General features: G+C 72.8%; 25 protein-coding genes. 9 read left to right on the forward strand and 16 right to left on the reverse strand.

Features of this window, described 5'->3' with window-relative positions:
* Window positions 1-49: 49 nt before the first annotated feature.
* The 7 genes from pafA to arc form a co-directional block, all read right to left on the reverse strand.
* On the reverse strand, window positions 50-1,408 hold the full coding sequence (gene pafA, locus RM555_RS17475; protein ID WP_151455849.1) for a Pup--protein ligase: 1,359 nt from the start codon (window positions 1,406-1,408) through the stop codon (window positions 50-52).
* A gap of 427 nt (window positions 1,409-1,835) precedes the next feature.
* Window positions 1,836-2,657 carry a proteasome subunit alpha gene (gene prcA, locus RM555_RS17480; RefSeq protein ID WP_132237463.1) on the reverse strand — a complete coding sequence of 274 codons (822 nt, stop codon included), beginning with the start codon at window positions 2,655-2,657 and terminating at the stop codon, window positions 1,836-1,838.
* Between the two features lie 61 nt (window positions 2,658-2,718).
* Window positions 2,719-3,558, reverse strand: coding sequence for a proteasome subunit beta (gene prcB, locus RM555_RS17485; RefSeq protein ID WP_192581475.1), 840 nt, complete (start codon window positions 3,556-3,558; stop codon window positions 2,719-2,721).
* Window positions 3,477-3,722, reverse strand: coding sequence for an endonuclease VII domain-containing protein (locus RM555_RS17490; RefSeq protein ID WP_311412757.1), 246 nt, complete (start codon window positions 3,720-3,722; stop codon window positions 3,477-3,479). The genes prcB and RM555_RS17490 overlap by 82 nt, the downstream gene beginning before the upstream one ends.
* Window positions 3,723-3,975: 253 nt before the next feature.
* Window positions 3,976-4,191 carry a ubiquitin-like protein Pup gene (locus RM555_RS17495; RefSeq protein WP_067366797.1) on the reverse strand — a complete coding sequence of 72 codons (216 nt, stop codon included), beginning with the start codon at window positions 4,189-4,191 and terminating at the stop codon, window positions 3,976-3,978.
* Window positions 4,192-4,295: 104 nt separating this feature from the next.
* The gene (gene dop / locus RM555_RS17500; RefSeq protein WP_151455852.1) at window positions 4,296-5,813 is read right to left on the reverse strand and encodes a depupylase/deamidase Dop; all 1,518 of its coding nucleotides are present in this window, start codon (window positions 5,811-5,813) and stop codon (window positions 4,296-4,298) included.
* A gap of 166 nt (window positions 5,814-5,979) precedes the next feature.
* Window positions 5,980-7,761 carry a proteasome ATPase gene (gene arc / locus RM555_RS17505; RefSeq protein WP_121398236.1) on the reverse strand — a complete coding sequence of 594 codons (1,782 nt, stop codon included), beginning with the start codon at window positions 7,759-7,761 and terminating at the stop codon, window positions 5,980-5,982.
* Between the two features lie 177 nt (window positions 7,762-7,938).
* On the opposite strand from arc, the gene RM555_RS17510 reads away from it, so the two are divergent.
* Entirely contained in the window at window positions 7,939-8,235 is a 297-nt protein-coding gene (locus tag RM555_RS17510) for a ferredoxin (RefSeq protein ID WP_132237457.1), read from the forward strand.
* A gap of 83 nt (window positions 8,236-8,318) precedes the next feature.
* Here the strand turns inward: RM555_RS17510 and RM555_RS17515 are convergent, their stop codons facing one another.
* The 3 genes from RM555_RS17515 to RM555_RS17525 form a co-directional block, all read right to left on the reverse strand.
* Window positions 8,319-8,891, reverse strand: a complete 573-nt coding sequence (locus RM555_RS17515; protein ID WP_132237455.1) for a hypothetical protein — start codon at window positions 8,889-8,891, stop codon at window positions 8,319-8,321.
* 81 nt (window positions 8,892-8,972) lie between these two features.
* Window positions 8,973-9,980 (reverse strand): tRNA (adenine-N1)-methyltransferase, encoded by a 1,008-nt coding sequence (locus tag RM555_RS17520; protein ID WP_396888792.1) that lies wholly within the window; start codon window positions 9,978-9,980, stop codon window positions 8,973-8,975.
* Window positions 9,977-11,035 (reverse strand): site-2 protease family protein, encoded by a 1,059-nt coding sequence (locus tag RM555_RS17525; RefSeq protein WP_396888793.1) that lies wholly within the window; start codon window positions 11,033-11,035, stop codon window positions 9,977-9,979. The genes RM555_RS17520 and RM555_RS17525 overlap by 4 nt, the downstream gene beginning before the upstream one ends.
* Before the next feature lie 256 nt (window positions 11,036-11,291).
* Here RM555_RS17525 and RM555_RS17530 point away from each other — a divergent pair, with 256 nt between their 5' ends.
* The 5 genes from RM555_RS17530 (at window position 11,292) to RM555_RS17550 (ending at window position 17,975) form a co-directional block, all read left to right on the forward strand.
* Window positions 11,292-12,200, forward strand: coding sequence for a RecB family exonuclease (locus RM555_RS17530; RefSeq protein ID WP_311412759.1), 909 nt, complete (start codon window positions 11,292-11,294; stop codon window positions 12,198-12,200).
* Between the two features lie 210 nt (window positions 12,201-12,410).
* Complete coding sequence (locus RM555_RS17535; RefSeq protein WP_311412760.1) at window positions 12,411-13,607, forward strand: sensor histidine kinase; 1,197 nt, start codon at window positions 12,411-12,413, stop codon at window positions 13,605-13,607.
* A 25-nt stretch (window positions 13,608-13,632) separates the two neighbouring features.
* Window positions 13,633-14,319 carry a response regulator gene (locus RM555_RS17540; protein WP_132237447.1) on the forward strand — a complete coding sequence of 229 codons (687 nt, stop codon included), beginning with the start codon at window positions 13,633-13,635 and terminating at the stop codon, window positions 14,317-14,319.
* 339 nt (window positions 14,320-14,658) lie between these two features.
* A complete protein-coding gene (locus RM555_RS17545) occupies window positions 14,659-15,426 on the forward strand; it encodes an ABC transporter ATP-binding protein (RefSeq protein WP_311412761.1) in 768 nt (255 codons plus the stop codon).
* Window positions 15,426-17,975, forward strand: a complete 2,550-nt coding sequence (locus RM555_RS17550; protein WP_311412762.1) for an ABC transporter permease — start codon at window positions 15,426-15,428, stop codon at window positions 17,973-17,975. The genes RM555_RS17545 and RM555_RS17550 overlap by 1 nt, the downstream gene beginning before the upstream one ends.
* 66 nt (window positions 17,976-18,041) lie before the next feature.
* Here RM555_RS17550 and RM555_RS17555 read toward each other — a convergent pair whose 3' ends face one another.
* A complete protein-coding gene (locus RM555_RS17555) occupies window positions 18,042-18,695 on the reverse strand; it encodes an HAD family hydrolase (protein WP_311412763.1) in 654 nt (217 codons plus the stop codon).
* 184 nt (window positions 18,696-18,879) lie between these two features.
* Here RM555_RS17555 and RM555_RS17560 point away from each other — a divergent pair, with 184 nt between their 5' ends.
* Window positions 18,880-19,434 (forward strand): hypothetical protein, encoded by a 555-nt coding sequence (locus tag RM555_RS17560; protein ID WP_311412764.1) that lies wholly within the window; start codon window positions 18,880-18,882, stop codon window positions 19,432-19,434.
* Between the two features lie 9 nt (window positions 19,435-19,443).
* On the opposite strand, the gene RM555_RS17565 is transcribed toward RM555_RS17560, so the two are convergent.
* The 5 genes from RM555_RS17565 to RM555_RS17585 all read right to left on the reverse strand — a co-directional run bounded on the left by RM555_RS17565 (window position 19,444) and on the right by RM555_RS17585 (window position 23,353).
* Entirely contained in the window at window positions 19,444-20,193 is a 750-nt protein-coding gene (locus RM555_RS17565; RefSeq protein ID WP_311412765.1) for a neutral zinc metallopeptidase, read from the reverse strand.
* Window positions 20,194-20,318: 125 nt separating this feature from the next.
* On the reverse strand, window positions 20,319-21,419 hold the full coding sequence (locus RM555_RS17570) for a calcium:proton antiporter (RefSeq protein ID WP_311412766.1): 1,101 nt from the start codon (window positions 21,417-21,419) through the stop codon (window positions 20,319-20,321).
* A gap of 43 nt (window positions 21,420-21,462) precedes the next feature.
* Window positions 21,463-22,206, reverse strand: coding sequence for a VOC family protein (locus tag RM555_RS17575; protein WP_311412767.1), 744 nt, complete (start codon window positions 22,204-22,206; stop codon window positions 21,463-21,465).
* Between the two features lie 141 nt (window positions 22,207-22,347).
* Window positions 22,348-22,845 (reverse strand): DMT family transporter, encoded by a 498-nt coding sequence (locus RM555_RS17580; RefSeq protein ID WP_311412768.1) that lies wholly within the window; start codon window positions 22,843-22,845, stop codon window positions 22,348-22,350.
* Between the two features lie 37 nt (window positions 22,846-22,882).
* Window positions 22,883-23,353, reverse strand: a complete 471-nt coding sequence (locus tag RM555_RS17585; RefSeq protein WP_311412769.1) for a hypothetical protein — start codon at window positions 23,351-23,353, stop codon at window positions 22,883-22,885.
* Window positions 23,354-23,708: 355 nt separating this feature from the next.
* Here RM555_RS17585 and RM555_RS17590 point away from each other — a divergent pair, with 355 nt between their 5' ends.
* Complete coding sequence (locus RM555_RS17590) at window positions 23,709-24,527, forward strand: DUF5994 family protein (protein ID WP_311412770.1); 819 nt, start codon at window positions 23,709-23,711, stop codon at window positions 24,525-24,527.
* The gene (locus tag RM555_RS17595) at window positions 24,524-25,537 is read left to right on the forward strand and encodes a glycosyltransferase family 4 protein (protein ID WP_311412771.1); all 1,014 of its coding nucleotides are present in this window, start codon (window positions 24,524-24,526) and stop codon (window positions 25,535-25,537) included. The genes RM555_RS17590 and RM555_RS17595 overlap by 4 nt, the downstream gene beginning before the upstream one ends.
* Window positions 25,538-25,582: the final 45 nt, after the last annotated feature.

Here is a 25,582-nt window from a genome sequence, read left to right on the forward strand (position 1 = left end):
CGGCCGGCCCGGACGGTGATCGCCACCGCACCGGGCCGGCCGGCCGCCGTCACATGCTGGCGATCAACCGTTCCACCCGCTCGTCGTACGCCCGGAACGGATCCTTGCAGAGCACCGTGCGCTGCGCCTGGTCGTTGAGCTTGAGGTGCACCCAGTCGACGGTGAAGTCGCGCCGCTTCTCCTGGGCGTGCCGGATGAACTCCCCGCGCAGCCGGGCGCGGGTCGTCTGCGGCGGGGTCTCCTTGGCCTCGAAGATCTCCGGATCGGTCGCCACCCGGTCCACCTCGCCGCGCCGCTCCAGCAGCCCGTAGAGGCCCCGGCCCCGGCGCAGGTCGTGGTAGGCCAGATCCATCTGGGCCACCCGTGGGTGCGACAGCGGCAGGTCGTGCTTGCGCTGGTAGCGCTCGATGAGCCGCAGCTTGGTCACCCAGTCGATCTCCCGCGACACCGGTTCCAGGTCGCCGGTCTCCACCGCGCTGAGCACCCGGCCCCACAGCTCCACCACCCGCTTCGCGGTCTGGTCGCCGCCGCGCCGCTCCACGAACTCCGTCGCCTTGGCCAGGTATTCCTGCTGGATCTCCAGCGCGCTGACCTCCTTGCCGGAGGAGAGCCGCACCTTGCGGCGGCCGGTGATGTCGTGCGACACCTCGCGGATCGCCCGGATCGGGTTCTCCAGCGTCAGGTCGCGCATCACCACCCCGGCCTCGATCATCCGCAGCACGATGTCGGCGGTGCCGACCTTCAGCAGCGTGGTGACCTCGTTCATGTTGGAGTCGCCGACGATGACGTGCAGCCGCCGGTAGCGCTCCGCGTCCGCGTGCGGCTCGTCGCGGGTGTTGATGATGGGCCGGCTCCGGGTCGTCGCCGACGAGACGCCCTCCCAGATGTGCTCGGCCCGCTGCGAGAGGCAGTAGACCGCCCCGCGCGGCGTCTGCAGCACCTTGCCCGCCCCGCAGATCAATTGCCGGGTGACCAGGAACGGGATCAGCACGTCGGCCAGCCGGCCGAACTCCCCGTGCCGCGACACCAGGTAGTTCTCGTGGCAGCCGTACGAGTTGCCGGCCGAGTCGGTGTTGTTCTTGAACAGGTAGATCTCGCCCGCGATGCCCTCGTCGTGCAGCCGCTTCTCCGCGTCGACGAGCAGGCCCTCCAGGATCCGCTCGCCGGCCCGGTCGTGCGCGACCAGGTCCACCACCGAGTCGCACTCCGGGGTGGCGTACTCCGGGTGCGAGCCGACGTCCAGGTAGAGCCGGGCGCCGTTGCGCAGGAAAACGTTGCTCGACCGGCCCCACGACACCACACGGCGGAAGAGGTACCGGGCTACCTCGTCAGGGGACAGCCGCCGCTGCCCGCGGTAGGTGCAGGTGACGCCGTACTCGGTCTCGAGGCCGAAGATTCGCCGCTCCATGATGAGACATTAGCCGCCCGAGGCCCCAGATGGGCAGCGCACACCGTGCCGGTCTCACACGGGATCGGTGACGGTCGGTCCCGGGCACCGCAGCGCCGGTCCCGGCGGGCGCGCGGCGGCCACGGCCGCTCGTCCGTACGCCCGCCGGGTGCGGTGTGCCGCCGACGCCGCCCTTCCGCGCGGGGCGTCCCGGTTGGACGCTCCGCGCCAAGGATCCGCGACGGGCAGGCGGGTCCCGTACGGCGGCGTCGGAAGGCCTCTGAGAGGACCGGAAGCGGCGGGCGACCCTTGACACGCCCGGGAACGGCGGGCGGCGTGGGGTTGCACGACGGCGCGCGGGTCGCACTCGACCCGCGCGCCGTCGTCGCAGCCTGGGATGGGCGGCCGGGCGTGTCCACGCCCGACGGCCCACCCGGGACGTGCTCTGCTACGCCTCGGGGGTGTCCCGGCCCTCCAGGTCCGCCGAGCCGGCCGACGTGGTGGGCTTCTTCGCCTCCTCGGTCGGCGAGGTCGGCGTCTCCGGGCGGGCCGACACCGGCTCCTCGGCCTTGTCGCCGTCGAGCAGCGCGGTCAACGCGGCCCCGGTGATCCGGCGGAACGTCCGCCCCACCCGGCGGCGGTCCAGGACCGCCACCTCCAGCTGGTTGGCGGCGATGGTCCGGGCGGCGCCGCCCTCTCCCCCGACGCTGCTCAGGGCCTGCACGGCGACCTTCACCGCCTCGCCCAGCGACATGTCCGGACGGTGGTGGGACTTCAGCACGCCGGTGATGGCCTCGGCCTGCCCGCCCATCGCCATCCGGCCCGGCTCGTCGTTGACGGATCCGTCGTAGGTGAGCCGGTAGAGCTCGTCGTCCTCGGCGGTGGTGCCGACCTCGGCCACGCAGATCTCCACCTCGAACGGCTTCGACTGCTCGGTGAAGATGGCACCCAGGGTCTGCGCGAAGGCGTTCGCCAGGGCCCGGCCGGTGACGTCACGCCGGTCGTAGCTGAGGCCGTTCAGGTCGGCCATCCGCACGCCGGCGCGGCGCAGGTTCTCGAACTCGTTGTAGCGGCCGACGGCGGCGAAGCCGATCCGGTCGTAGATCTCACTGACCTTGTGCAGGGCGCTGGAGAGGTTCTCGGCGACGAAGAGCACCCCGCCCTCGTAGCTCAGGACCACCGCGCTGCGGCCCCGGGCGATGCCCTTGCGGGCCAGCTCGGAGCGGTCGCGCATGATCTGCTCGGGCGAGGCGTAGAACTGCATGGCCACGGCGGCGGTTCTCCTTAGGGCGCTGTGCTGACGGCTGCTGACTGGTACGGGCGGGAGCGGATCAACCGCCCGGGTTCTCCATCCGGCCGGAGACCACGCTCTCGGCGATCGCCGACATCTCCTCGTCGGTGAGCCGGTGGGTGCCCTCCGCCGTCGCCGTCATCACCACCGGGTAGATCCGCCGGATCAGGTCCGGGCCGCCGGTCGCGGTGTCGTCGTCGGCCGCGTCGTAGAGCGCCTCGACCGCGAGCCGGACCGCCTCGTCGATGGAGAGCCCCGGCTGGAAGCGCTTCTTCAGCGCCGACCGGGCGAAGAGCGAGCCGGAGCCGATCGCGTCGTAGCCGGTCTCCTCGTAGGGGCCGCCGGTGACGTCGAAGCTGAAGATGCGGCCGGCCCGCGCCGGGTCCTTCGCGGCCAGGTCGTAGCCGGCGAAGAGCGGGATCACCGCGAGACCCTGCATCGCGGCGCCCAGGTTGCCACGGATCATGGAGGCGAGCCGGTTGGCCTTGCCGTCGAGCGAGAGCATCGCGCCCTCGATCTTCTCGTAGTGTTCCAGCTCCACCTGGAACAGTCGCATCAGCTCGATGCCGATCCCCGCCGTGCCGGCGATGCCGACCAGGGAGTACGCGTCGGCCGGGTGGACCTTCTCGATGTCGCGCTGGGCGATCAGGTTGCCCATGGTGGCCCGCCGGTCGCCGGCCATCACGACACCGCCGGCGGCCGAGATGGCCACGATGGTGGTCGCGTGCGGCGCCATGTCGGCGGCCATACCCGGCGGCAGCGGCCGGCGGCCGGGCAACATCTCGGGGGCCACCTTGCTCAGGAACGAGGTGAAGGAGGACGTCCCCGCGTTGGTGAACACATCTGGTAGACGCCCGGATGGATCAAAACCCGCTGCCACGTGGTTCCTCTCAGATATGTGATCGCCCCGGCCAGCCGCGACCGATCGTCACGGAACTGGCCAAGGCCACCGTTGCAGTTGAAGCACAATATCCCGCGCACCCACCCGGTGCGATGATCGTGGTCGAGATGTTGGGGATCCGGCGTGCCACAGATCGCGCACACCCCGCCCTGCTCGGCCAGGAGCTCCTTCTCGCCGATGCCGTAGCGCCGCCGCAGGTGGCACTCGCGGGTACCGCGACAGAGCCGCTCAACCGTCGACGACAGCTCGCCATGGAACGGGCCGCCACGCAGGTTTTGCGGTGGTAGGCAAGCCCGTCAGCCCGCCGCCGATTGCGATGGAACTCGGCGACGGGCAGCAAGCGGCTGCGTTGGGGGCACACCTTGTCCGACGCCAGAAGCGAATCGGACATAAGTGCTATTGCCCCCCTTTCTGGACATATCCGCGCACGAACTCCTCGGCGTTCTCCTCGAGGACGGAGTCGATCTCGTCGAGCAGGTCGTCGACGTCCTCGGTGATCTCGGCGTGCCGCTCGGCGACCTCCGGGTTCGCCTCCGTGGTGACGTCCTCGATTTCCTCGCCCTGACGCGACTTGCCCGACTGCGACTGCCCGCCGCTGTCACGAGTGGCCATTGCTGCCTCCTCCACGATCGCCCTGCGATCAACTTACCTCGCGGAGGCGACGAAAAGCCCGCCGCGCGCCGCGTTCGGCACCCGACGGGCAATCGTCGACCCGGTCAGCCGCCGGTGAGGGTCTCCAGCAGGTCCTTGGCGCTCGCACAGCGGTCGAAGAGCGCCCCCACGTGCTTGCGGGTGCCGCGCTCCGGCTCCATCATCGGCACCCGCACCAGCGACTCCCGGCCGACGTCGAAGATGACCGAGTCCCAGCTGGCCGCGACGACCTCGGAGGCGTACTGGGCCAGGCAGCGGCCGCGGAAGTAGGCCCGGGTGTCCTCCGGCGGTTCGGTCATCGCCGTACGCGTCTGCTCGTCGTCGAGCAGCGTCTTCATCGCGCCCCGGGAGACCAGCCGGTGGTAGAGGCCCTTCTCCGGGCGGACGTCGGAGTACTGGAGGTCGACCAGTTGCAGCTTGTGCGAGCCCCAGCCGAGCTGCTCGCGCTCCCGGTAGCCCTCCAGCAGCCGCAGCTTGGCCACCCAGTCCAGCTCGTCGGCGCAGAGCATGACGTCACGGCCCAGCCTGTCCAGCACGCGCTCCCAGCGGGCGAGCACGTCGAGGGTCTGCTCGTCGGCGTCGGTGCCGTAGCGGTCGTCCACGAAGGACCGGACCCGCTCGTAGTAGGCCCACTGGAGGTCCAGGGCCGTCAGCCGTCGCCCGTCGCGCAGCCGCATCCGGTGCGTCAGGGACGGGTCGTGGCTGACGGCACGCAGCTCGCTGACCGGGTCGGCGATGCCGAGGTCGGGGCCGAGCGCCTTCTCCTCGATCATCGTGAGGATCAGCGCCGTGGTGCCGACCTTGAGGTACGTGGAGATCTCCGACAGGTTCGCGTCGCCGATGATGACGTGCAGCCGGCGGTACTTGTCGGCGTCGGCGTGCGGCTCGTCGCGGGTGTTGATGATCGGCCGCTTGAGGGTGGTCTCCAGGCCGACCTCGACCTCGAAGAAGTCCGCACGTTGGGAGATCTGGAAGCCGCTCTGGCCGCCGTCCTGGCCGATGCCGACCCGGCCGGCGCCGCAGACGATCTGCCGGGTCACGAAGAACGGCGTCAGGTACGCGACGATGTCGGCGAACGGCGTCTGCCGGCGCATCAGGTAGTTCTCGTGCGAGCCGTAGCTGGCGCCCTTGTTGTCGGTGTTGTTCTTGTAGAGGTGGATCGGCTGGGTGCCGGGGATGGTGGCGGCGCGCCGGGCCGCCTCGGCCATCACCCGCTCCCCCGCCTTGTCCCAGCGCACCACGTCCAGCGGGTTGGTCACCTCTGGTGTGGAGTATTCCGGGTGGGCGTGGTCGACGTAGAGGCGTGCGCCGTTGGTGAGTATCACGTTGGCCAGCCCGAGGTCCTCGTCGGCCAGCGCCTCGGCCGGGTCGTACGCGGCACCGGAGTAGGTGAAGCCCCGCGCGTCCCGCAGCGGCGACTCCTCCTCGTAGTCCCAGCGGGCGCGGCCGCCCCGGTTGAGTTCCGGGCGCGCCCCGTAGGCGTTGACCACCTGGGAGGAGGTGACCATGGGGTTGGCCCCGGCCTGGCCGGGAACGGAGATGCCGTACTCGACCTCGGTGCCCATGATCCGTCTTACGCTCATCGACCTACCCGCTTCGCTCGCCCGACCCGGTCCCCCGTCACGTCGAGCGTAGTCGGCCGCGCGGCGGATGGGGGCGTGGCGGACCGGGGCGGCGGGGGCGGAGAGGCGGGTACGGACGGGACGGGGCCCGTGGCGCGTCGCGCCACGGGCCCCGTGCGGGTGTCCGTCAGAGGTACTGGCCGGTGTTGCTGGCGGTCTCGATGGACCGGCCGGCCTCCGCGCCCTTGCCGCCGGAGACGAGCGTGCGGATGTAGACGATCCGCTCGCCCTTCTTGCCGGAGATCCGGGCCCAGTCGTCGGGGTTGGTGGTGTTCGGCAGGTCCTCGTTCTCCCGGAACTCGTCGACGCAGGCGTCGAGGAGGTGCTGCAGGCGCAGGCCCTTGCGTCCGGAGGTGAGGAACTCCTTGATGGCCATCTTCTTGCCCCGGTCGACGATGTTCTGGATCATCGCGCCGGAGTTGAAGTCCTTGAAGTAGAGGACTTCCTTGTCGCCGTTGGCGTAGGTGACCTCGAGGAAGCGGTTCTCCTCGGTCTCCGAGTACATCCGCAGCACGACCGCGTCGATCATCGCCGCGACGGTGGCCTGGGGGTCGCCGCCGTGCTCGGCCAGGTCGTCCGGGTGCAGCGGCAGCCCGGAGAGGATGTACTTGGAGAAGATGTCCTTGGCCGCCTCGGCGTCCGGCCGCTCAATCTTGATCTTGACGTCGAGTCGGCCCGGCCGGAGGATCGCCGGGTCGATCATGTCCTCCCGGTTGGAGGCGCCGATGACGATGACGTTCTCCAGCCCCTCCACGCCGTCGATCTCGCTGAGCAGCTGCGGGACGATGGTGTTCTCCACGTCGGAGGAGACGCCGGAGCCGCGGGTCCGGAAGATCGAGTCCATCTCGTCGAAGAACACGATCACCGGGGTGCCCTCGCCGGCCTTCTCGCGGGCCCGCTGGAAGATCAGCCGGATGTGCCGCTCGGTCTCGCCGACGTACTTGTTGAGCAGCTCCGGGCCCTTGATGTTGAGGAAGAAGCTGGTGTGCTTCTCCTTGCCCTCCCGCTCGGCGATCTTCTTCGCGAGCGAGTTGGCCACCGCCTTGGCAATCAGCGTCTTGCCGCAGCCGGGCGGGCCGTAGAGCAGGATGCCCTTCGGCGGGCGGAGCTGGTGCTCGCGGAACAGGTCGGCGTGCAGGAAGGGCAGTTCCACCGCGTCGCGGATCTGCTCGATCTGCGAGTGGAGGCCACCGATGTCGGTGTAGTCGACGTCGGGCACCTCCTCCAGGACCAGTTCCTCGACCTCGCTCTTCGGGATCCGCTCGTACGCGTACGCCGAGCGGGGCTCGATCATGAGCGAGTCGCCGGCCCGGATCGGCGAACCGATCAGGGTGTCGGCGAGGTGCACGATGCGCTCCTCGTCGGAGTGCGAGACCACCAGGGCCCGGTCGCCCGGGCTGCCGTCGGGACCCGCGAGGATCTCCTTGAGCATCGCCACCTCGCCGACCCGCTCGAAACCGAACGCGTCGACGATGTTGAGCGCGTCGTTGAGCAGGACCTCCTGGCCGCGCCGCAGCTCGGCGACGTCCAGCGAGGGCGAGACGGCGACCCGGAGCTTGCGTCCGCCGGTGAAGACGTCCACCGTGCCGTCGTCGTGCCGCGCAAGGAAGACGCCGTAACCACTCGGCGGTTGCGCGAGGCGGTCGATCTCCTCCTTGAGCGTCACGATCTGCGCGCGAGCCTCCTTGAGGGTGCTCACGAGCCGGTCGTTGTTCTCGGTCAGCCGCGCCAACTGTGCCTGGGTGGCCGCCAGCCGCTCTTCGAGCTGCCGGACGTGTCGGGGGCTTTCGGTCAACTTGCGCCGCACCAGAGCGAGTTCCTCTTGAAGGAACGCGACCTGCGTGGAGAGATCGTGGGCCTCCTTCTCCCACCGTGCGGCGCGCGAGTCCGCGTCGTCGCTGCGTGCCACGTCCCACCTCCCCGGGGGGCTTGAACGTTCTGCCCTAACACTAGCCGCTATGAGGCCGATTCGGTCCCACGCAACGCGCTCGTCACCGAACCTTGATCGCGAAGGGTGGCCCGGGGGGCCGGTACGGGCGTTCGGGTACCGTCGGGGCGTGGGACGGGAGAACATGGGGGGTGCGCCGTGGCGCAGGTCGTGACGGACGAGTTGCAGGTCTGGGTTGACCAGGATCTCTGCACGGGCGACGGGCTCTGCGTGCAGTACGCGCCCGAGGTCTTCGAGTTCGACGTCGACGGGCTGGCGTACGTCAAGGGCCCCGACGGCGAGCTGCGGATGGCGCCGGGCAGCCGGGTCGACGTGCCGGAGCACCTGCGCCTCGAGGTGATCGACTCGGCGAAGGAGTGCCCGGGCGAGTGCATCCACGTGGTGCGCGGCAGCGACGGCGTCGAGGTGGCCGGCCCGGAGGCCGAGGAGGACTGACGGCCCCGGCCCTCCCGCGCCGTGGCGCGGGAGGATCGAGACGTCCGGGAACGCCGCCTGCGCGGCCCACCCGGGCGTACGGCTCAGAGCATCGGTCGGCCGACCACCGAGGCGACCAGGCGGGCGAACTCCTCCAGGCGGGCGATCTGTCCGGCACCGCCGTCGTCGAGGGTCTTGCCGAAGCGCAGCGCGTCGTGCCGGGGCGCGCCCACCGCCTCGTCGCTGGGCGGCGCCTCGTCCAGCGAGGTGAGCAGCAGGTAGACGTCGATGCTGTCGACCCGGATCCCGCCGTCCTCGGCACGGGTGAGCCGGCGCCGGCAGCCGACCTCGGTCACCGTGGAGACCGGCACCACCCGCAACGACGAGGTCATCGAGCCCGGCGGCCCGTCCTCCGGCGGCACGTCCTCGCCGTGCCAGAGGACGAGGCGGCTGCCGTCGCAGACCACGACCTCCTGCCACACCCCGTTGACCTCGTTGACGAAGCGTTCCAGGGTGAAGCCGAGCACCGAAGCGCCGCGCAGCACCCCACCGAGCGCCTCGAGCGCGACGTCGGGGTCGCGCAGGTACGCCCGGGCCGCCGATTCGAGGTCCTGGTAGGGCGACCAGTCCGGGAACACCGCCGGCAGGTCACCCCCGCCGAAGCCGGGCCGGCTCATGCCACCTCCCCGTGCCCGGCCCGCCGGCACGCGCCGACGGGCGGGATCCGTCCGTTCACTCCTCGTCGCCCCGCTGCGCCGTCACGGCCGTTCCGTGTCCTCGGCCGCCTGCTGCGTCGAGGCAGCCGCCGCCTGCCTGGCGGCCTCGGCCTCGCGCAGCGCCTGGCGGCGTTCGGCGTACGCCTCGGCGCCCTTGCTGGGCTTGCGGCGCCGCGGCGGTGCGGTGACGCCGGGGGCGAGCTTACGCGCGGAGACGAGGAACGCGGTGTGCGCGATCATGCGGTGGTCCGGGCGCACGGCCAGACCCTCGGCGTGCCAGTCGCGCACCAGCGACTCCCAGGCCCGCGGCTCGGTCCAGCCGCCGCGCTCACGCAGCGCCTCGACCAGCTCGGACAGCTGCGGGGTGGTGGCGACGTAGCCGATGAACACGCCACCGGGCACCAGCGCCCGCTCGACCATGTCGAGGGTCTCCCACGGGGTGAGCATGTCGAGGATGATCCGGTCGAAGCCGGTCTCGGCGCACCCGGCGACGTCGCCCACGTGCAGGTGCCACGCCGGGTGCGGCCCGTTGAAGAACGCCTCGACGTTGCGCCGGGCGATCTGGGCGAAGTCGTCGCGCACCTCGAACGAGTGCAGCTCGCCCCCGGTGCCGACCGCGCGCAGCAGGGAGCAGGACAGCGCGCCGGAGCCGGCGCCGGCCTCCAGGACCTTGGCGCCGGGGAAGATGTCGCCCATGGCGACGATCTGGGCGGAGTCCTTCGGGTAGATCACCTGGGCGCCGCGCGGCATGGAGAGCACGTAGTCCGACAGCAGCGGTCGCAGGGCCAGGAACGCGGTGCCGCCGCCGGTGGTGGTGACCACGCTGCCGTCGGGCAGGCCGATCAGCGCGTCGTGCTCCAGGATGCCGCGGTGGGTGTGGAACGCCTTGCCCGGCTCCAGGGTGACCGTGTGCATCCGCCCCTTGGGATCGGTCAGCTGCACCCGGTCGCCGATCCGGAACGGGCCGCGGTGCACGGGGGGCAGCGCCGGGGTGTCGGCGGGCACCGGGGTGCCCGGGTCTGCCGGGGCGGCGGGGGGAGTTGCGGTCACGTGTTCATCTTCCGTTGAGGTTCGAGGAGCTGAGCCAGATCCGCGATGTGCAGAATGCCCACGACATCTTCGCCTGAGGTCACCACGTACTGCGCGCCCGGGTGGGTCTGCACGGTCTCCATCACGCGTTCCCCGTCGAGTCCCACCGGCATCGTGGGCAGGTCGGGCAGGGATCGGGCGACCGCGTCGACGGCCAGCCAGGGGCGGCGTTCCGCGGGCACGGCGTCCGCCGCCGCCGGGTCGACCAGGGCGACCGGCCGGCCGGCGGTGTCGGTGACCACGAGGGCGGCGCCCGGGGTGCTCCCGTCGGCGCGCCGGCGCTGCGCCTCGGCCAGCGGCGTGCCGGTGGGCACGGCGAGCACGGGCCGGGCCAGTCGGGCCAGGTCGATCAGCGGGAAGCGGCGGCTGATCCGGGCCATCCGGATCGACTGCCCGGCGCCGCGCCACAGGGTGAACGCGACGAGCAGCATCAGCGGCAGCGCCAGCGGCGCCAGGTCGCGGGTGAGGGTGAGCAGGGCGACCAGCGCGGCGGTGCCGACGGCCACGACGCGTCCCACCCAGCCGGCGACCTCGGTGCCGCGGTGCCGGTCGTGGGTCACCGCCCAGACCGCCGCCCGCAGCGCCCGGCCGCCGTCGAGCGGCAGGCCGGGCAACATGTTGAACAGCGCGACGATGACGTTGCTCACGGCAAGTTGGAAGGCGAGCTGGTTGGCCAGGGTGCGGTCGGGCAGGGCGAGGGTGGCGGCGACCGCGAGCACGCCGAGCACGGCGGAGACGGCCGGGCCGGCGAGCGACACCAGCAGGTCGATCCGGGGCGTCGGGGCGTCGCGGTCCATCTCGGTGTAGCCGCCGAGCAGCTCCAGGGTGATCCCGCGCACACCGATGCCGTAGCGGCGGGCGGTGAGGGCGTGCCCGAGCTCGTGCAGGAGCACCGAGCCGAGCAGGGAGACCACGAAGCCGAAGCCGATCAGGTAGCCGGCGAGCTGGGACAGGTCGAGCTGGCGGCGGGCGAACTCGGCGTACAGCACGGTCACCAGCAGGGTGAGCAGCACCATCGAGCCGTTGAGGTGCAGCGGCACCCCGAACACCCGGCCCACGGTCAGGCCGCCCCGCGCGTCGGGCCGGCGGCGCGGTCGCCTCGTCTGCTCCATCGGATCGATGCTACGCGGCGGAGATCATGCGCCGGCGTGACGACGGGACCGGACGCCGGCGCGGCGCGGCGCGGCGCAATCGTGCACCGTCCGGGCGACGCGATCATGCACCGGTGCGGCGACGGCGGTGGTGTCACACCGGTGCCCTAACCTTCCGGGCATGACGGCGGAACCGGTGACCACGCAGCATTCCCCGACCCCGGCCGATGTCCCGGCGACGGTGCGGGCCTCGCTGTCGCCGTCACGGGCGGCGGATTTCAAGACCTGCCCGTTGCTCTACCGGTTCCGCAGCATCGACCGGCTGCCCGAGCGGCCGACCGTCGAGCAGGCCCGGGGCACGCTCGTGCACGCGGTGCTGGAGCGGCTGTTCGACCTGCCGGCCGCCGGGCGCACCCCGACGGCCGCCGGCGACCTGGTGGCCCCGCAGTGGGACCGGCTCGTCACCGAGCAGCCGGAGCTGGCGGCGCTGTTCGCCGACGGCGACCCGGCGGCGGCCGAGTTCCTCCGCTCCGCCGCCGGGCTGCTGGAGGGCTACTTCGCGGTGGAGGACCCGCGCCGGCTGGAGCCGGCCGAGCGGGAGAGCCTGATCTCGGCGGTGGTCGACGAGGAGCTGCTGATCCGGGGCTACGTCGACCGGCTCGACGTGGCGCCCGACGGGGCGCTGCGGGTGGTCGACTACAAGACCGGCGGCGCGCCGCGCGAGGCGTTCGAGGCCCGGGCGTTGTTCCAGCTCAAGTTCTACGCGCTGGTGCTCTGGCGCACCCGGGGCGTGGTCCCCCGGGTGCTGCGGCTGCTCTACCTCAAGGACTCGGAGGTCTGCGACTACGCCCCGGACGCCGACGAGTTGCTGCGCTTCGAGCGCACCGTGGTGGCGTTGTGGCGGGCGATCGAGCAGGCGACCGCCCAGCAGGATTTCCGTCCCCGTCCGAGCCGGCTCTGCGACTGGTGCAGCCACCAGGCGCTCTGCCCGACCTTCGGGGGCACCCCGCCGCCGTTCCCGACGCAGGCGGCGCCGGATCCGCTGCGCGACGCCCGGTCCCGCCCGACACCTCCCGGCGCCGACGAGTGACCGGCTGACCGGCGCACCGCCATCCGGTCAGGTTCGCCGCCGCTCGGCGACGGGTTCCAGCCGCCGCACGGCCGGTCGTCTGGCGCCCCGGCGGCGGGTGACACCGCGTCGGCCGCCCCGACGGGGACGAGCTGCTCTCCTCCTGAGGGATGAGGCCGGGCTCACCGCCGGCGACGATCAATCGGCCGCCACGGCGGATAGCGTCGCGGTATGACTTCGGGCCCCCGGGAGTGGCTGCGCCGGCACCCCCTCGCCGCGGACGTGCTCCTCGCCGGCGGGCTCGTCGTGGCGGAGGTGGTGCTCATTGCGCTAACTCCCCGCGACTACTGGCCGGGGCGCCTGCTGCCGGCGCTGGGCTGGAGCGTGGTCTGCGCCGTGCCGGTGGCGTGGCGGCGGGTGGCGCCGTGGGCGGCGGTCGCGATGGCGGTGGCGACGCTGGCGGTGCCCCTCCTGCTCGGCCCCGCGCCGACCACGCAGGGCATGACCTTCATGGTGCTCACCTACACGGCGGCCGCCGCCGGGCCACCGCGTACGGCGGTCGTGGCGGCGCTGGTGCTGTGGATACCGGTCGCCGCCACCAGCGCCCTCGCGCCGCCGCCCGACGAGCTGCTGGCGAACGTCAGTCCCGCCTACCTCGTGCTCAACAACCTGCTGGTGGGCGTGGTGTCGTACTCGGTGGGACGCGCGGTGCACGCCCGTCGAGCCTCCACCCAGGCGCTGCGGGAGCGGGCCCGGGCGGCCGAGGAGAACCAGCGGTCGCTGGCCGAGCGGGCGGTCGCCGACGAACGCCGCCGCATCGCCCGCGAGCTGCACGACGTGGTCGCGCACCACGTCAGCGTGATGGGGGTGCTGGCCACGGGGGCCCGCCGCGTACTGCCGAAGGATCCGGGCGCGGCCGACGGGGCGATCGCCACCATCGAGGAGACCAGCCGGGCGACGCTGCGGGAGATGCGCCGGCTGCTCGACGTGCTGCGTACCGACGCCGAGCCGGCCGCCGAGCTGGCTCCGCAGCCGGGGCTCGCCGGCATCGAGGCGCTGGTGGAGCAGGTGCGCGACGCCGGCCTGCCGGTGACCCTGCGGGTCGAGGGCACCCCGGCGACACTGGAGGAGGGGGTGGCGTTGACCCTCTACCGGATCACCCAGGAGGCGCTGACCAACGCGCTCAAGCACGCCGGCGCGGCCACCGCCCAGGTGCTGCTGCGCTTCGACGGGGACACGGTCGACGTGGAGATCGCCGACACCGGGCGCGGCCCCGGGCCCGACGGCGACCGGATCGGGCACGGCCTCGTCGGGATGCGGGAGCGGGTCGCCCTCTACGGTGGTGTCCTGCGTACCGGGGCGCGCCCGGGCGGGGGCTTCCGGGTGTCGGCGAGGATCCCGGTGGAACCCCGGGACGCGGCGGCGTGACCGGGGATCGGAACGGGGGAATCAGGTGACCGACGCGACGGTGCCGGCACGGCCGGTACGCATCCTGCTCGCCGACGACCAGCCACTGCTGCGTACCGGCTTCCGGATGGTGCTGGGCACGGAGGACGACCTGGACATCGTCGCCGAGGCCGCCGACGGCCTGGAGGCGGTGGAGCTGTCCCGCCGGCTGCTGCCCGACGTGGTGCTGATGGACATCCGGATGCCGCGGATGGACGGGGTCGCCGCGACCCGGGCGATCGTCGACGCCCGGCTGCCGGTGCGGGTGCTGATCCTGACCACCTTCGACCTGGACGAGTACGTGGTGGGGGCGCTGCGGGCCGGGGCGAGCGGCTTCCTGGCCAAGGACGTGCCGGCCGACGACCTGGTGGCGGCGATCCGCACGGTGGCCGCCGGGGACGCGGTGGTCGCGCCGCGGATCCTGCGGCGCCTGCTGGACCGCTTCGCCGACGCACTGCCCGATCCCGCGGCCGCGCCGCCCCGCACGCTGAGCGCGCTGACCGAGCGGGAGCGGGAGGTGCTCGTGCACGTGGCCCGGGGGCTGTCCAACGCCGAGATCGCCCGGGCGTTGTCGGTCAGCGAGACCACCATCAAGACCCACGTCGGGCACGTACTGACGAAGCTGGGGCTGCGCGACCGGGTGCAGGCCGTGGTGCTGGCGTACGAGTCGGGCCTGGTCCGCCCGCGGGCGTAGCGCCTCGTCGCCGGCCGGCGCGGGCGGCGTACCCGGGGATGCGCCACGGCACGCGGCGCGGTTGCCGCCGTCACCTACCGTGACCGGAGACGACGCCGCGCGGTTGACCCTGACGCGGCGTCACTGTGCAGGATCGGTCCCGGCCGGCGGAACGCGTCCGACCGGCCGCCCACTCAGGGGCAACCCTGAGTCGGCATTGGGGGGCACCCGCAGCGCGAAATCCGCCACGGCTCCGACCGGAGTCGGACGGATCGGGGCCGGCGGGCACAGATGATGGGACTGCCGCGCCGGACCAGCGGGGGCGGCGCGGACCGAAGACAGACGGAAGAGGTAGATGACGTGACCGCGACGGTAGGCCAGCAGGCGCAGGCCGCGGCCCGGGCGAGCGACGTGTGGAAGGTGTACGGCAGCGGCGAGGCGCAGGTCATCGCGCTGCGGGGGGTCAGCGCGGAGTTCGAGCGGGGCCGGTTCACGGCGATCATGGGGCCGTCGGGCTCGGGCAAGTCGACGTTGATGCACTGCCTCGCGGGCCTGGACTCGGTGACCCGGGGCACGGTGTCGATCGGCGACACGAAGGTCACCGGCCTGGGCGACGCGGGCCTGACGAAGCTGCGCCGCGACAAGGTCGGCTTCATCTTCCAGCAGTTCAACCTGCTGCCGACGTTGACGGCGAAGGAGAACATCCTGCTGCCCCTGTCGATCGCCGGGCGCAAGCCGGATCCGGCCTGGTACGACACGGTGATCGCCACGGTCGGGCTACGGGACCGGCTGGACCACCGGCCGGCGCAGCTCTCCGGCGGCCAGCAGCAGCGGGTGGCGTGCGCCCGGGCGCTGGTCGCCCGGCCCGAGGTGATCTTCGCCGACGAGCCGACCGGCAACCTGGACTCGCGGGCCGGCGCGGAGGTGCTGAACTTCCTGCGCAACTCGGTGCGCGAGCACGGGCAGACCATCGTGATGGTCACCCACGACCCGACCGCCGCCGCGTACGCCGACCGGGTGGTCTTCCTCGCCGACGGGCAGATCGTCTCCGAGCTGATCGAGCCGACCGCCGACACGGTGCTGGACACCATGAAGAAGCTGGACACCCCCGCCGAGGTGGCGCGCTGATGTTCCGCGCGACCCTGAAGAGCCTGCTGGCCCGCAAGGTCCGGCTGATCCTCTCCGGCCTGGCCGTGGTGCTGGGCGTCATGTTCGTCTCCGGCGCGTTCGTGCTCACCGACACCCTCGGCCGCTCGTTCGACGCGATCTTCGCCGACGCGTACGAGGGCGTGGACGTCAACGTGGCCGCCAAGCCGAAGATCGACGTCGGCGAGGCGGAGGGCATGCCGGTGGCCGCGCCCGTGCCGGCGGCCACCCTCGACAAGGTCCGGGCGGTGCCCGGCGTGGCCGAGGCCACCGGCATCGTCGGCGTCGACGGGGCGCGGCTGATCGGCGGCAACGGCAAGGTCGTCGCCTCGTTCGGCCCGCCGCAGCTGGGCGAGAACTGGACCGGCGAGAGCGACCTGGTGCGGTTGCGTGAGGGGCGGGCCCCGCAGGCCGACGACGAGATCGTCATCAACAAGGCGCTCGCGGTGGCCGGCAAGGTGAAGGTCGGCGACCGGGTCGGCGTGCTGACCCTCCAGCCGAAGCAGGAGTTCACCATCGTCGGCGTGTTCGGCTACAGCGGCGGCCGGGACTCCATCGGTGGCGCCAACGAGATCATGTTCACCACGCCGGTCGCGCAGAAGCTGATGCTCGGCGCGCCGGACACCTTCAGCAACCTCTCGGTCACCGCCGCCGACGGCGTGTCCGACGAGGCGCTGCGCGACGCCGTGGCCGCCGCGCTGGGCGCCGACTTCGAGGTCAAGACCGGTACGCAGCTGTCCGAGGACGCGGCGGCCGGCATGAAGGAGGCGCTGTCCTTCTTCAACCGGATCCTGCTCGGCTTCGCCGCGGTGGCGCTGCTGGTGGGCACCTTCCTGATCCTCAACACCTTCTCGATCATCGTGGCGCAGCGCACCCGCGAACTGGCGCTGATGCGCGCCGTGGGTGCCAGCGGCCGGCAGATCATCGGCTCGGTGGTGCTGGAGGCCATCGCGGTGGGGCTGGTCGCCTCGGTGCTGGGCCTCGGCGCGGGCATCGGCATCGGCGCGCTGCTGGCGTACCTGTTCAGCACGTTCGCCGGCGGGCTGACCCTGGCCGGGATCGGCGTGCCGCTCTCCGCCGTGGTCGGCGCGTTCTCCGTCGGTCTCGTGATCACCGTGGTGGCGGCGCTGCTGCCGGCGCTGCGGGCGTCGCGGATCCCGCCGATCGCGGCGATGCAGGACGTGGCCACCCCCGACCGCCCGCTGACCAAGGTCACCGTGGCCGGCGCGATCGTCACGGCCGTGGGCGGCGCGCTGCTGGCGCTGGGGCTCACCGGCAACGCCGGGGGCAACACCCTCGCCACCATCCTCGGCGGGGTGCTGTTCGCCTTCATCGGCGTGGCACTGCTGACGCCGCTGATCAGCCGGCCGGTGGTGAGCCTGCTCGGCGCGCTCTTCGCCTGGTCGGTGCCGGGCAAGCTGGGCCGGCTCAACTCGGGGCGCAACCCGCGCCGCACCGCCATCACCGCCGCCGCGCTGATGGTCGGCATCGCACTCGTCACCGGCGTGACGGTGATCCTGGACTCGGCGAAGAGCAGCATCGGCGGGCTCGCCCAGGACAGCCTGAAGGCGGAGCTGGTGATCGCCGGGGCGCAGAGCGGCCCCCGGCCGCCGAGCTTCGACCCGGCGGTGCTGGAGAAGGCCGCCGCGATCCCGGGGGTGCGCCTGGCCGACGGCGAGTACGGCGACCTGGCGATGGTCGGCGGCGAGCGCACCTGGGTGGCGGCGAGCAGCGACGTCGCCGCGCTGCGGCAGATCTTCGGGGCCGAGCCGACCGCCGGCGACATCGACCGGTTGGCGCCGGACGGGATGCTGGTCAGCTCCGACACCGCGACGGCGCGCGGCCTCTCCGTGGGGTCGAAGGTGCCGGTGCAGACGTCCCGGGGCGAGGCGCGGACGTACACCGTGACCGGCATCTACGCCAGTTCCCAGCTGACCAACCCGGTGGTGCTGCCGGCGGAGGCGGCGAGCGGCTTCGCCATCCCGCAGCCCATCCAGGGCTTCATCCAGTTGGCGCCGGGCACCCGGGTGGCCGACGTGCAGCCGCAGATCGAGGCGCTGCTGGCCGACTCCCCCGAGGTGTCGGTGGCCGACCGGGAGGCGTTCATCGAGCAGCAGACCGGTCAGCTCGACGGGCTGCTCATGATGATCCAGATCCTGCTGGCGTTGGCCATCGTGATCGCCGTGCTCGGCATCATCAACACCCTGGCGCTGTCGGTGCTGGAGCGCACCCGGGAGCTGGGGCTGCTGCGGGCCATCGGCCTGCGTCGGGCGCAGACCATGCGGATGATCACCGTAGAGGCGGTGGTGATCTCGGTGTTCGGCGCGCTGCTCGGCGTCGTCGTCGGCGCCGGCCTCGGCGCGGCCGTGGTCGAGGCGCTGCGCGACGAGGGCATCACCGACCTGGTGCTGCCCTGGACCCAGATGGGGATCTTCCTCGGGCTCGCCGCGATCGTCGGGGTCGTCGCCGCGGCGCTCCCGGCGGTGCGGGCCGCCCGGATCAACGTGCTCGGCGCCATCGCCCACGACTGATCCCGACGCACGACGAGGGCCCCGCCGACCGGCGGGGCCCTCGTCCGTCAGGCATCGCTCGTCGTGTCAGGCGCCGGGCGGCGGCGCGCCGAGCAGGGCGGCCAGCAGCTCCAGGTCCGCGCCGGTCAGGCTCTCCAGCTGGTGTACGCCGTCCAGCGGCCCGATCGGCACCTCCGCCGGTACGGCCAGCACCGCCGCGCCGGCGGCGAGCGCGCTGGCCACCCCCGTGGGCGAGTCCTCGATCGCCACGCAGCGGGCGATCGGCACGCCGAGCAGCCGGGCGGCGGTCAGGTACGGCTCCGGGTGCGGCTTGGCCGCCTCGACCTCGTCGCCGCAGACGACCGCGTCGAAACTGTCGCGCCCGAGGGTGTCCAGCGCCACCTCCACCAGGGGCCGGCCGCTGGAGGTCACCAGCGCCGTCGGGATGCCCGCCGCCCGGACGGCCCGCAGCAGGTTCAGCGCGCCGGGGCGCCAGCGCAGCCCGGTGCGGAACAGCTCCAGGATCCGGGCGTTGATCCACGCCGCGCTGGCCTGCGGGTCGCGCCCCGGCTGGCCCAGGTCGTCGTGCAGGAGGCGCATCGACGCGGCCATGCTGGAGCCGATCATCGCCTTGCGGGCCGGATCGGAGAGGGTCCCGCCGTACTCCGCCGCCAGCTCGTGCAGCGCGACGTCCCACAGCTTCTCACTGTCGACCAGGGTGCCGTCCATGTCGAAGAGCACGGCGGCGGGGTGGTGGCTGTTCAGGGGGTCCTCCCTCGGGTGCGTACCCCGGGATCCTCTCAGCCGCCATGCCGCCGGCGCGCGCCCAGGTGCCGCGGGGTGACGTGACCGACGGGTTGCGCGCGGGCGCGAGACTCGGGACAACCGGCCGCCATCCACGGCGGTCCCTCGCCCGGAGGTCGCCATGCGCGTCCGATCCCTGGTCTCCCGGTGCACCCTGATCCTGCTGGCCGCCGCCGCCGCGATCTGGCCGGCGGGGCCGGCCGCCGCGGCAAGCCTGCCGCTGGAGCGGTGCTACGGCCTGGAGACCCCCCAGCACGAGGATGAGCGGGACTGGTTCGCCCCGGGCAACGTGCACACCACGTGGCCCTCCCCGGTGGGCATGGTCGACCGGGACGTGTTCCGGGTGTCCGCCCTGGGCAAGGTCCGCATCGACCACTGGGGCACCCAGAAGTCGATCGCCGGCGAGCTGCCGCTGGCCGGCAGCGGCTGGCCCGCGCCGGACGCCCCCCGGTACGCGCTGATCGCGAAGGTGACCTCGGGTTCCATGCTGGTGCTCAGCACCGGGCTGTTCTACGGCTCGGGCCGGTGGTTCCCCGTCGGCGCCGACAGCGGCTGCATGCTCTACTACAACGCCGGTGCGCCGTCGCGGCTGGTCTTCTCCTTCAACGACCCGAACCTCGGCGACAACGGCGGCGGGGCCTCGGTGTGGGTGCGGCAGTGGTGGGGCGAGTTCTGACCGGCCCGCTCAGGTGAGGCCGCAGGCGGCCAGGGACCGTTCGTAGCCGCGGAAGAACGACTCGGTGCGCTGCTCGGCGGTGCCGTGCGAGCCCTCGGCGAACCAGGGCTGGTCGGGTGCGTCGCCGACGGCCAGCAGCCCCTCGCGGAACTCCTCCAGGTCGCCGTCGTCGAGCCCTAGCGCCTTCGAGCGCACCGAGTCGCCGAGGTACGCCCCGGCCATGCAGTCGGCCTGCAACTCCTGCTGGATGGTGTAGGAGTGGCGGATGCCGAGCCGGGCCTGGATGCCGTGCGCGTACTCGTGGCCGAGCAGGTAGAACACGAACGCGTCGCCGACCTGGCGGAACGCGCCCACCGACCATCTCACGTCGTAGGCGATGAAGTCGCCGGCCGGGCAGTAGACGGCGTTGTTGCGCGGCAGCGGCTGCCCGCCGCAGGACACCTCGCCGGCCCGCTGGTAGGGGATGACGCGGCTGATCGGGCGGAAGCGCTGCCCCGAGGCACGGAACTGGGCAGCCCAGTACTGCTCGGCGATGCTCTGCGCGTCGGCGACGTCCTGCCGGAACTCCGCGACGCTGGTGGTGCCGTCTGCCCGGTCCTGCCCGGCACCCGGCGAGGCCGGGGTGCCGGGCCGCTGCGGCGCGGGCTCCTGCCCCTCGGGGTCGGACACCCCGCCGACCACGCACCCGGCCCCCGCGACGAGGGCCACCAGCAGGCCGGCCAGCGCGCTTCGCGGTCGGCGTCCCACGCGCGTCGTCACGATGCCCTCCCCGGCGTCGGCGTCGCGGCGTCCAGTACCCCGGCGGTGGGCCCGTCATGCCCGGGCACGATCCGGGGCGGCCCGAGCCGTCCCAGGCAGGGGCGGTGGGGGCGGCCGGCGGGCGGTCAGGGGCTGGCGGCGAGGAAGACGAAGGCGGCGAGCAGCACCAGGTGCACGCCGCCCTGGAGCACGGTGGCCCGCCCCGGCACCACGGTCAGTACGCCGGTGACGACGGTGAGGGCGAGCAGGGTCACCTGGGTGCCGCCGAGGCCGAGCAGCAGCGGGCCCTCCAACCAGATGGAGGCGAGCGCTATCGCCGGGATGGTCAGCCCGATGCTGGCCATGGCCGAGCCAAGGGCCAGGTTCAGGCTGATCTGCACCCGGTCGCGGCGGGCGGCCCGGGCGGCGGCGATCGTCTCGGGCAACAGCACCAGCAGCGCGATGATCACGCCGACGAACGACGGGGGCAGGTTCGCCCCGGCGACGGCGGACTCGATCGCCGGGGACACCGACTTGGCGTCGCCCACCACGGCGACCAGTGCCACCAGCAGCAGGCCGAGGCTGAGCAGGGCGGCCCGGTCCGACGGCGGCTCGGCGTGGCCCTCCGCGTCGAGCACCCGGCCCTGGCTGTTGACGGGCAGGAAGTAGTCGCGGTGGCGGCCGGTCTGCACCATGACGAAGAGGCCGTAGAGGGCGAGCGAGACCACGGCGGCGAAGGCGAGCTGCGCCGGGGTGAACTGCGGGCCCGGGCGGCTGGTGGTGAAGGTCGGCACGACGAGGCTCAGGGCGGCGAGGGTGGTCACGGTCGCCAGCGCGCCGCCGGTGCCCTCGGAGTTGAAGACCGCCACCCGGCGGCGCAGCGCCCCGAGCAGCAGCGACAACCCGAGGATCCCGTTGCAGGTGATCATGACGGCGGCGAAGACGGTGTCGCGGGCGAGGGACTGCGTCTTCTCGCCGCCGCTGATCATGAGCGTGACGATCAGGGCGACCTCGATGACCGTGACGGCCACGGCGAGCACGAGCGAGCCGTACGGCTCCCCCACCCTGTGGGCCACCACCTCGGCGTGGTGCACGGCGGCCAGCACCGCGCCGGCCAGCAACACGGCCACCACGACCACGACGGGGCCGGACAGGTCGCGCCCCCAGGTCAGGATCAACACCAGGATCGCCAGCAGCGGCGTGACGACGGTCCAGTCGGTCAGACGGGTGCGGAACAGCGCGGCCATGCCCCCACCTTCGCAGAGGCGACGATCATCCGGCCCCGGTCCGTCAGTCCGGGTCCGGCAACCACGGCCCGAGCACGGCGGGATCGGCGACCGCCTGGCGTACCCGCGCACGCTCCGGTGTGGTCAACGGGAGGGTCGCGAGCCGGCCGCCCCAGTCGGGCACCAGCTCCGGCTTCCCGAGCGCGAGTGACAGCTCGATCAACCCGGCCAGCGCCAACGCCCGTTCGACGGCCGGGGCTGCCCCGCCGTGCCGGCGCAGCCCCGAGTTGAGCGCCCGGAAGGCGGCCAGGTCGTCGGTCTTGAACTCGCGCAGGATCCGCGCGTTGTCGAGGACCCGGGCCAGCCCCTGCAACCGCTTCGAACCGCCGTACTCCAGTTCCGCCGGCTCGTCGCGTCGGATGAAGATGATGGTGTTTCCCGACGGATCGACGACGCTGAACCGCGACGCACCGGCACGGTAGCGGGTGATCCGGGGGCGTCCCTTGGCGAGCACCCTGCCGTAGGTGCGGCGCATCGCCTCGCTGAACGCCGCGTGGTAGGGCGCGACCGCGTCGACCATCACCAGGCAACCGCCGGTGTTCTCGGCCGCCGGGTCCACGCCGCTCGGCGCGCCGCCGTAGTGCAGCTCGAACCCGCTCCACCGCAACGCCAGGTAGACGTACGGCTTCGTCTGCTCGTAGGTGACCTCGAAATCGAGCGCGCGCCAGAACGCCAGGGTCTCCGCCGCCGACACACAGTGCAGCAGCGGCACCGTGGTCTCGTTCGGCTGGACGTGGTTCTCGGTCATCGTCGGCACCCACTCCCCGTCCGGGTCGACAGCCCGGCCATTGTGCCAACGTGCGAGGCGCCACGCACGCCCCCCGGCGGGGCGAGGACGGGCGTGACCGGCCTCGCCCGACGGATGACGCCGGAGGGTCGGGGTGCGGGCTCAGTGCGCCGACGTGGCGCCGAGTTCGACGAGGAGCACACCGCCGGCGATGAGACCGATGCCGAGCATCATGACCTTGGTGAGCGGGTCGTTGAAGGCGAGCCGCGCGATGATGGCGGTCAGTGCGATGCCGGCCGCGGCCCAGACGCCGTAGGCGACGCCCACGGCCATGCCGGCACGGAGGGCCAGGCTGAGGAAGACGAAGCACGTCACGTAGCCGCCGACGACGACGGGCGCCCATGCCTTCCTGCGCAGCCCCTCGGAGGCGCGCAGTGCCATGGTGGCGGTGACCTCGAAGGCGATCGCGGCGGCCAGGAAGACCCAGCTCATCGTGCCCCCTCGGGCTCGTGGTGGACGTCGCGCGGCGCGGTGCGTCCCGGTGCCGACCTCGCGCAGGACCAGCGAGATGAGGACGAAGGAGAGGGTGTAGCCGACGACGACCGGCGCGATCCACCCGGGATGGTCGTTGGCCGCACGCAGCGCGAGGGTCCCGCTCACCTCCAGACCGATGGCTCCGGCGAGTACAGCCACTGCTTCACGAGTCGTCGCCTTCCGCGGTCAGGTCTTCGATGAGCGCGACGAGGGCGTCGCGGTCCTGCGGTTCGGGTGGGAACAGGCCGGTGGCGAACGCGCTCCAGAGGCCGTCGGCGGCCAGCCGGGCCAGGGTGAGCCGGGCGCGCGTGGCCGGTGGCAGGTCCGGTGGCAGGTCGAACCACTTGGCGAGCCGCCCGATCCAGGGCCCCGACAGCGCCGGCCGGTAGGCGGCTTCCGCGGCGACCGCGTACTCCGCGCGGCTGGCGTCACCGCCGTACGCCACGCGGGCGTAGGCCCGGATCCGCGCGGCGGGGGTCGCCTCGTCGAACGGCACCGCGAGCGTGGCGAGCATCGCGTCCTCGACCCGTCCCGCAGCATGGCCACCCTGGCGGATTTTCACCACCGGAACGGCGACGAAGCGCAGACCGGCCCGAACAGGCGTACGCTGGGCCCATCCCGGAAACGACGACATCCCACTCCTGAGGTGCCCGCCACGCCGGCTCCCGCCGAAGGCATGCGACGTCGGCACCCGATCCGCGGTGGCACGACCGACCGCCCGGGACACAGTTCTCACCATCCGACGGCCCACGGTGCCGTCGACCCGCGACACGGTACGGCGCCCGGGTCGGCATCACAGTGACCCGCACTGCCCGCACCCGGCCACAGCCGCAGGCAACCCGCAGCGACGGGGCCCCGCAGCGCCGCCCCTGAGCGGGGCGGGCGAACCGGCCGGACGGGTCGACGAACCAGGCGCCCCGCCCGGCGCACGACGCGACTTGACGCACGACCCCACCGCTACGCCGCGGTCACGGCGATGAGGATCCAACATGACGCCATCGCCCCACGCCCTCGCTCCTCCGTCGACGCCGCGCCTGCTGATCGAACCGACCCGGTCCACGCGTACGCTGCTCGACGGCGGCTGGTGGCCCCGATCGACAGACCCCCTCGCGGAACTGCCCGGCCTCGTCCTCGCCATCGACCTGCTGCACGGGCCGATCGTCCGGCTGGTCCTCAACGCCGACGCCTGGGACGGCAACCCGCGCCACCTGGCCGTCGACGGCAGGGTGCTGCGGCTGGGCTACTTCACCAGCCAGCCCGCCACCCTGCTGACCGCGATCTGCCGCAACGACGACCGGGTCGACCTGCTGGTCGTACCGCCGCAGACCCCGGCGGGACTGGCCGAGGCGGCGATGGCGCTCGCCGCCACCGCCGGCAACCTGGTCCACTCCCCGCAGCTACTCGTCGCCGCGGGCACGACGTCCGACGCGAGGACCGACAGCGCGGGCAGGCACAGCTGGGAGAGCGAGGGCGGCCGACTGCGCAGCGTCCCCCACGCCCCTGCCGCCGTCGCCGCCCGCCCGGCCGGCACCGAGCCGGCCGGAATGTCCGCGCCGGCGCCCGCACCGACAGCGCCCCCGCCGAGGCAGCGGCGCACCGGAGACCTTCCGACCATCACCACCGAGGAGCAGACCATGACGATCTCCCGGAACACGATCGTGGCCGCGCTGCGTCGACGCGGCCAGCACACCAGGGCCGACTGGGTCGAGCGGGAACTACCGGCGCAGGTCGACACCACCCGGCACTCCGGGCTGCTCGCGACCCTGCGTCTCGACCTCACCGAACTGGGCGGGTCGACCGCGCGGTGAGAGTGGCCCTGCTGGGCCCGGTGGCCTGGCGGACGCCGCCGCGCCACTACGGCCCGTGGGAACAGGTGACCGGCCTCCTCGCCGAGGGCCTCGTCGCGCGGGGCGTGGACGTGACGCTCTTCGCCACGTTGGACTCGATCACCTCCGCCACCCTGGACGGGGTCTGCCCGCGCGGCTACGCCGAGGATCAGGGCATGGACGGGCGGGTCTGGGAGGCGATGCACGTCTCTCACGCGTTGGCCCGCTCCGCCGAGTTCGACCTCGTGCACAGTCACCTGGACTGGTTGCCGCTGGCCTTCGCCGCGCACTGCGACGCCCCGCTGCTGACCACCGTGCACGGCTTCTCCGGGGCGGGGATCCTGCCGGCGTACGAGAAGGGCCGCTCGGCCTACGTCTCCATCTCCGACGCCGACCGGGTCCGCGGGCTCGACTACCTCGCCACCGTGTACCACGGGGTCGACCTGGACGGACTACCGTTCACCCAGGATCCCGGTCCCGGGCTGGTGGCCTTCGGCCGGATCCACCCCGACAAGGGCACCCACACCGCCATCGAGATCGCCCGGCGGGCCGGCCGGCCGCTGACCATCTGCGGCATCGTGCAGGACGAGCGGTACTTCCGCGAGCAGGTGGAACCGCACGTCGACGGCGAGCGGGTCACGTTCCTCGGCGCCGTGGGCCCGCGCCGCCGCGGCGAGGTCCTGGGCGGCGCCGCCGCACTGCTGCACCCCGTCGCCTTCGACGAACCGTTCGGCCTGTCCGTGGTGGAGTCGATGGCCTGCGGAACACCGGTCGTGGCGTACGCCCGCGGGTCGATGCCCGAGGTGGTCGACGTGGGAGTGACGGGGTTGCTCGTGCAGACCGTCGCGCAGGCCGTCGAGGCCGTCGGCCGGGTGGTGGCGATCGACCGCGCCGCCTGCCGGGCCCGTGCCCGGCAGCGCTTCGGCGCCGACCGGATGGTCGCCGACTACCTGGCCGTCTACGACGACCTCATCGGTCGACCGGAACGCTGACACTGTCCAGATGCCGATGATTCGCTCCGAATCCGGCTCCACTCG

Source organism: Micromonospora reichwaldensis, from assembly GCF_031845925.1.
GTDB lineage: Bacteria > Actinomycetota > Actinomycetes > Mycobacteriales > Micromonosporaceae > Micromonospora > Micromonospora reichwaldensis.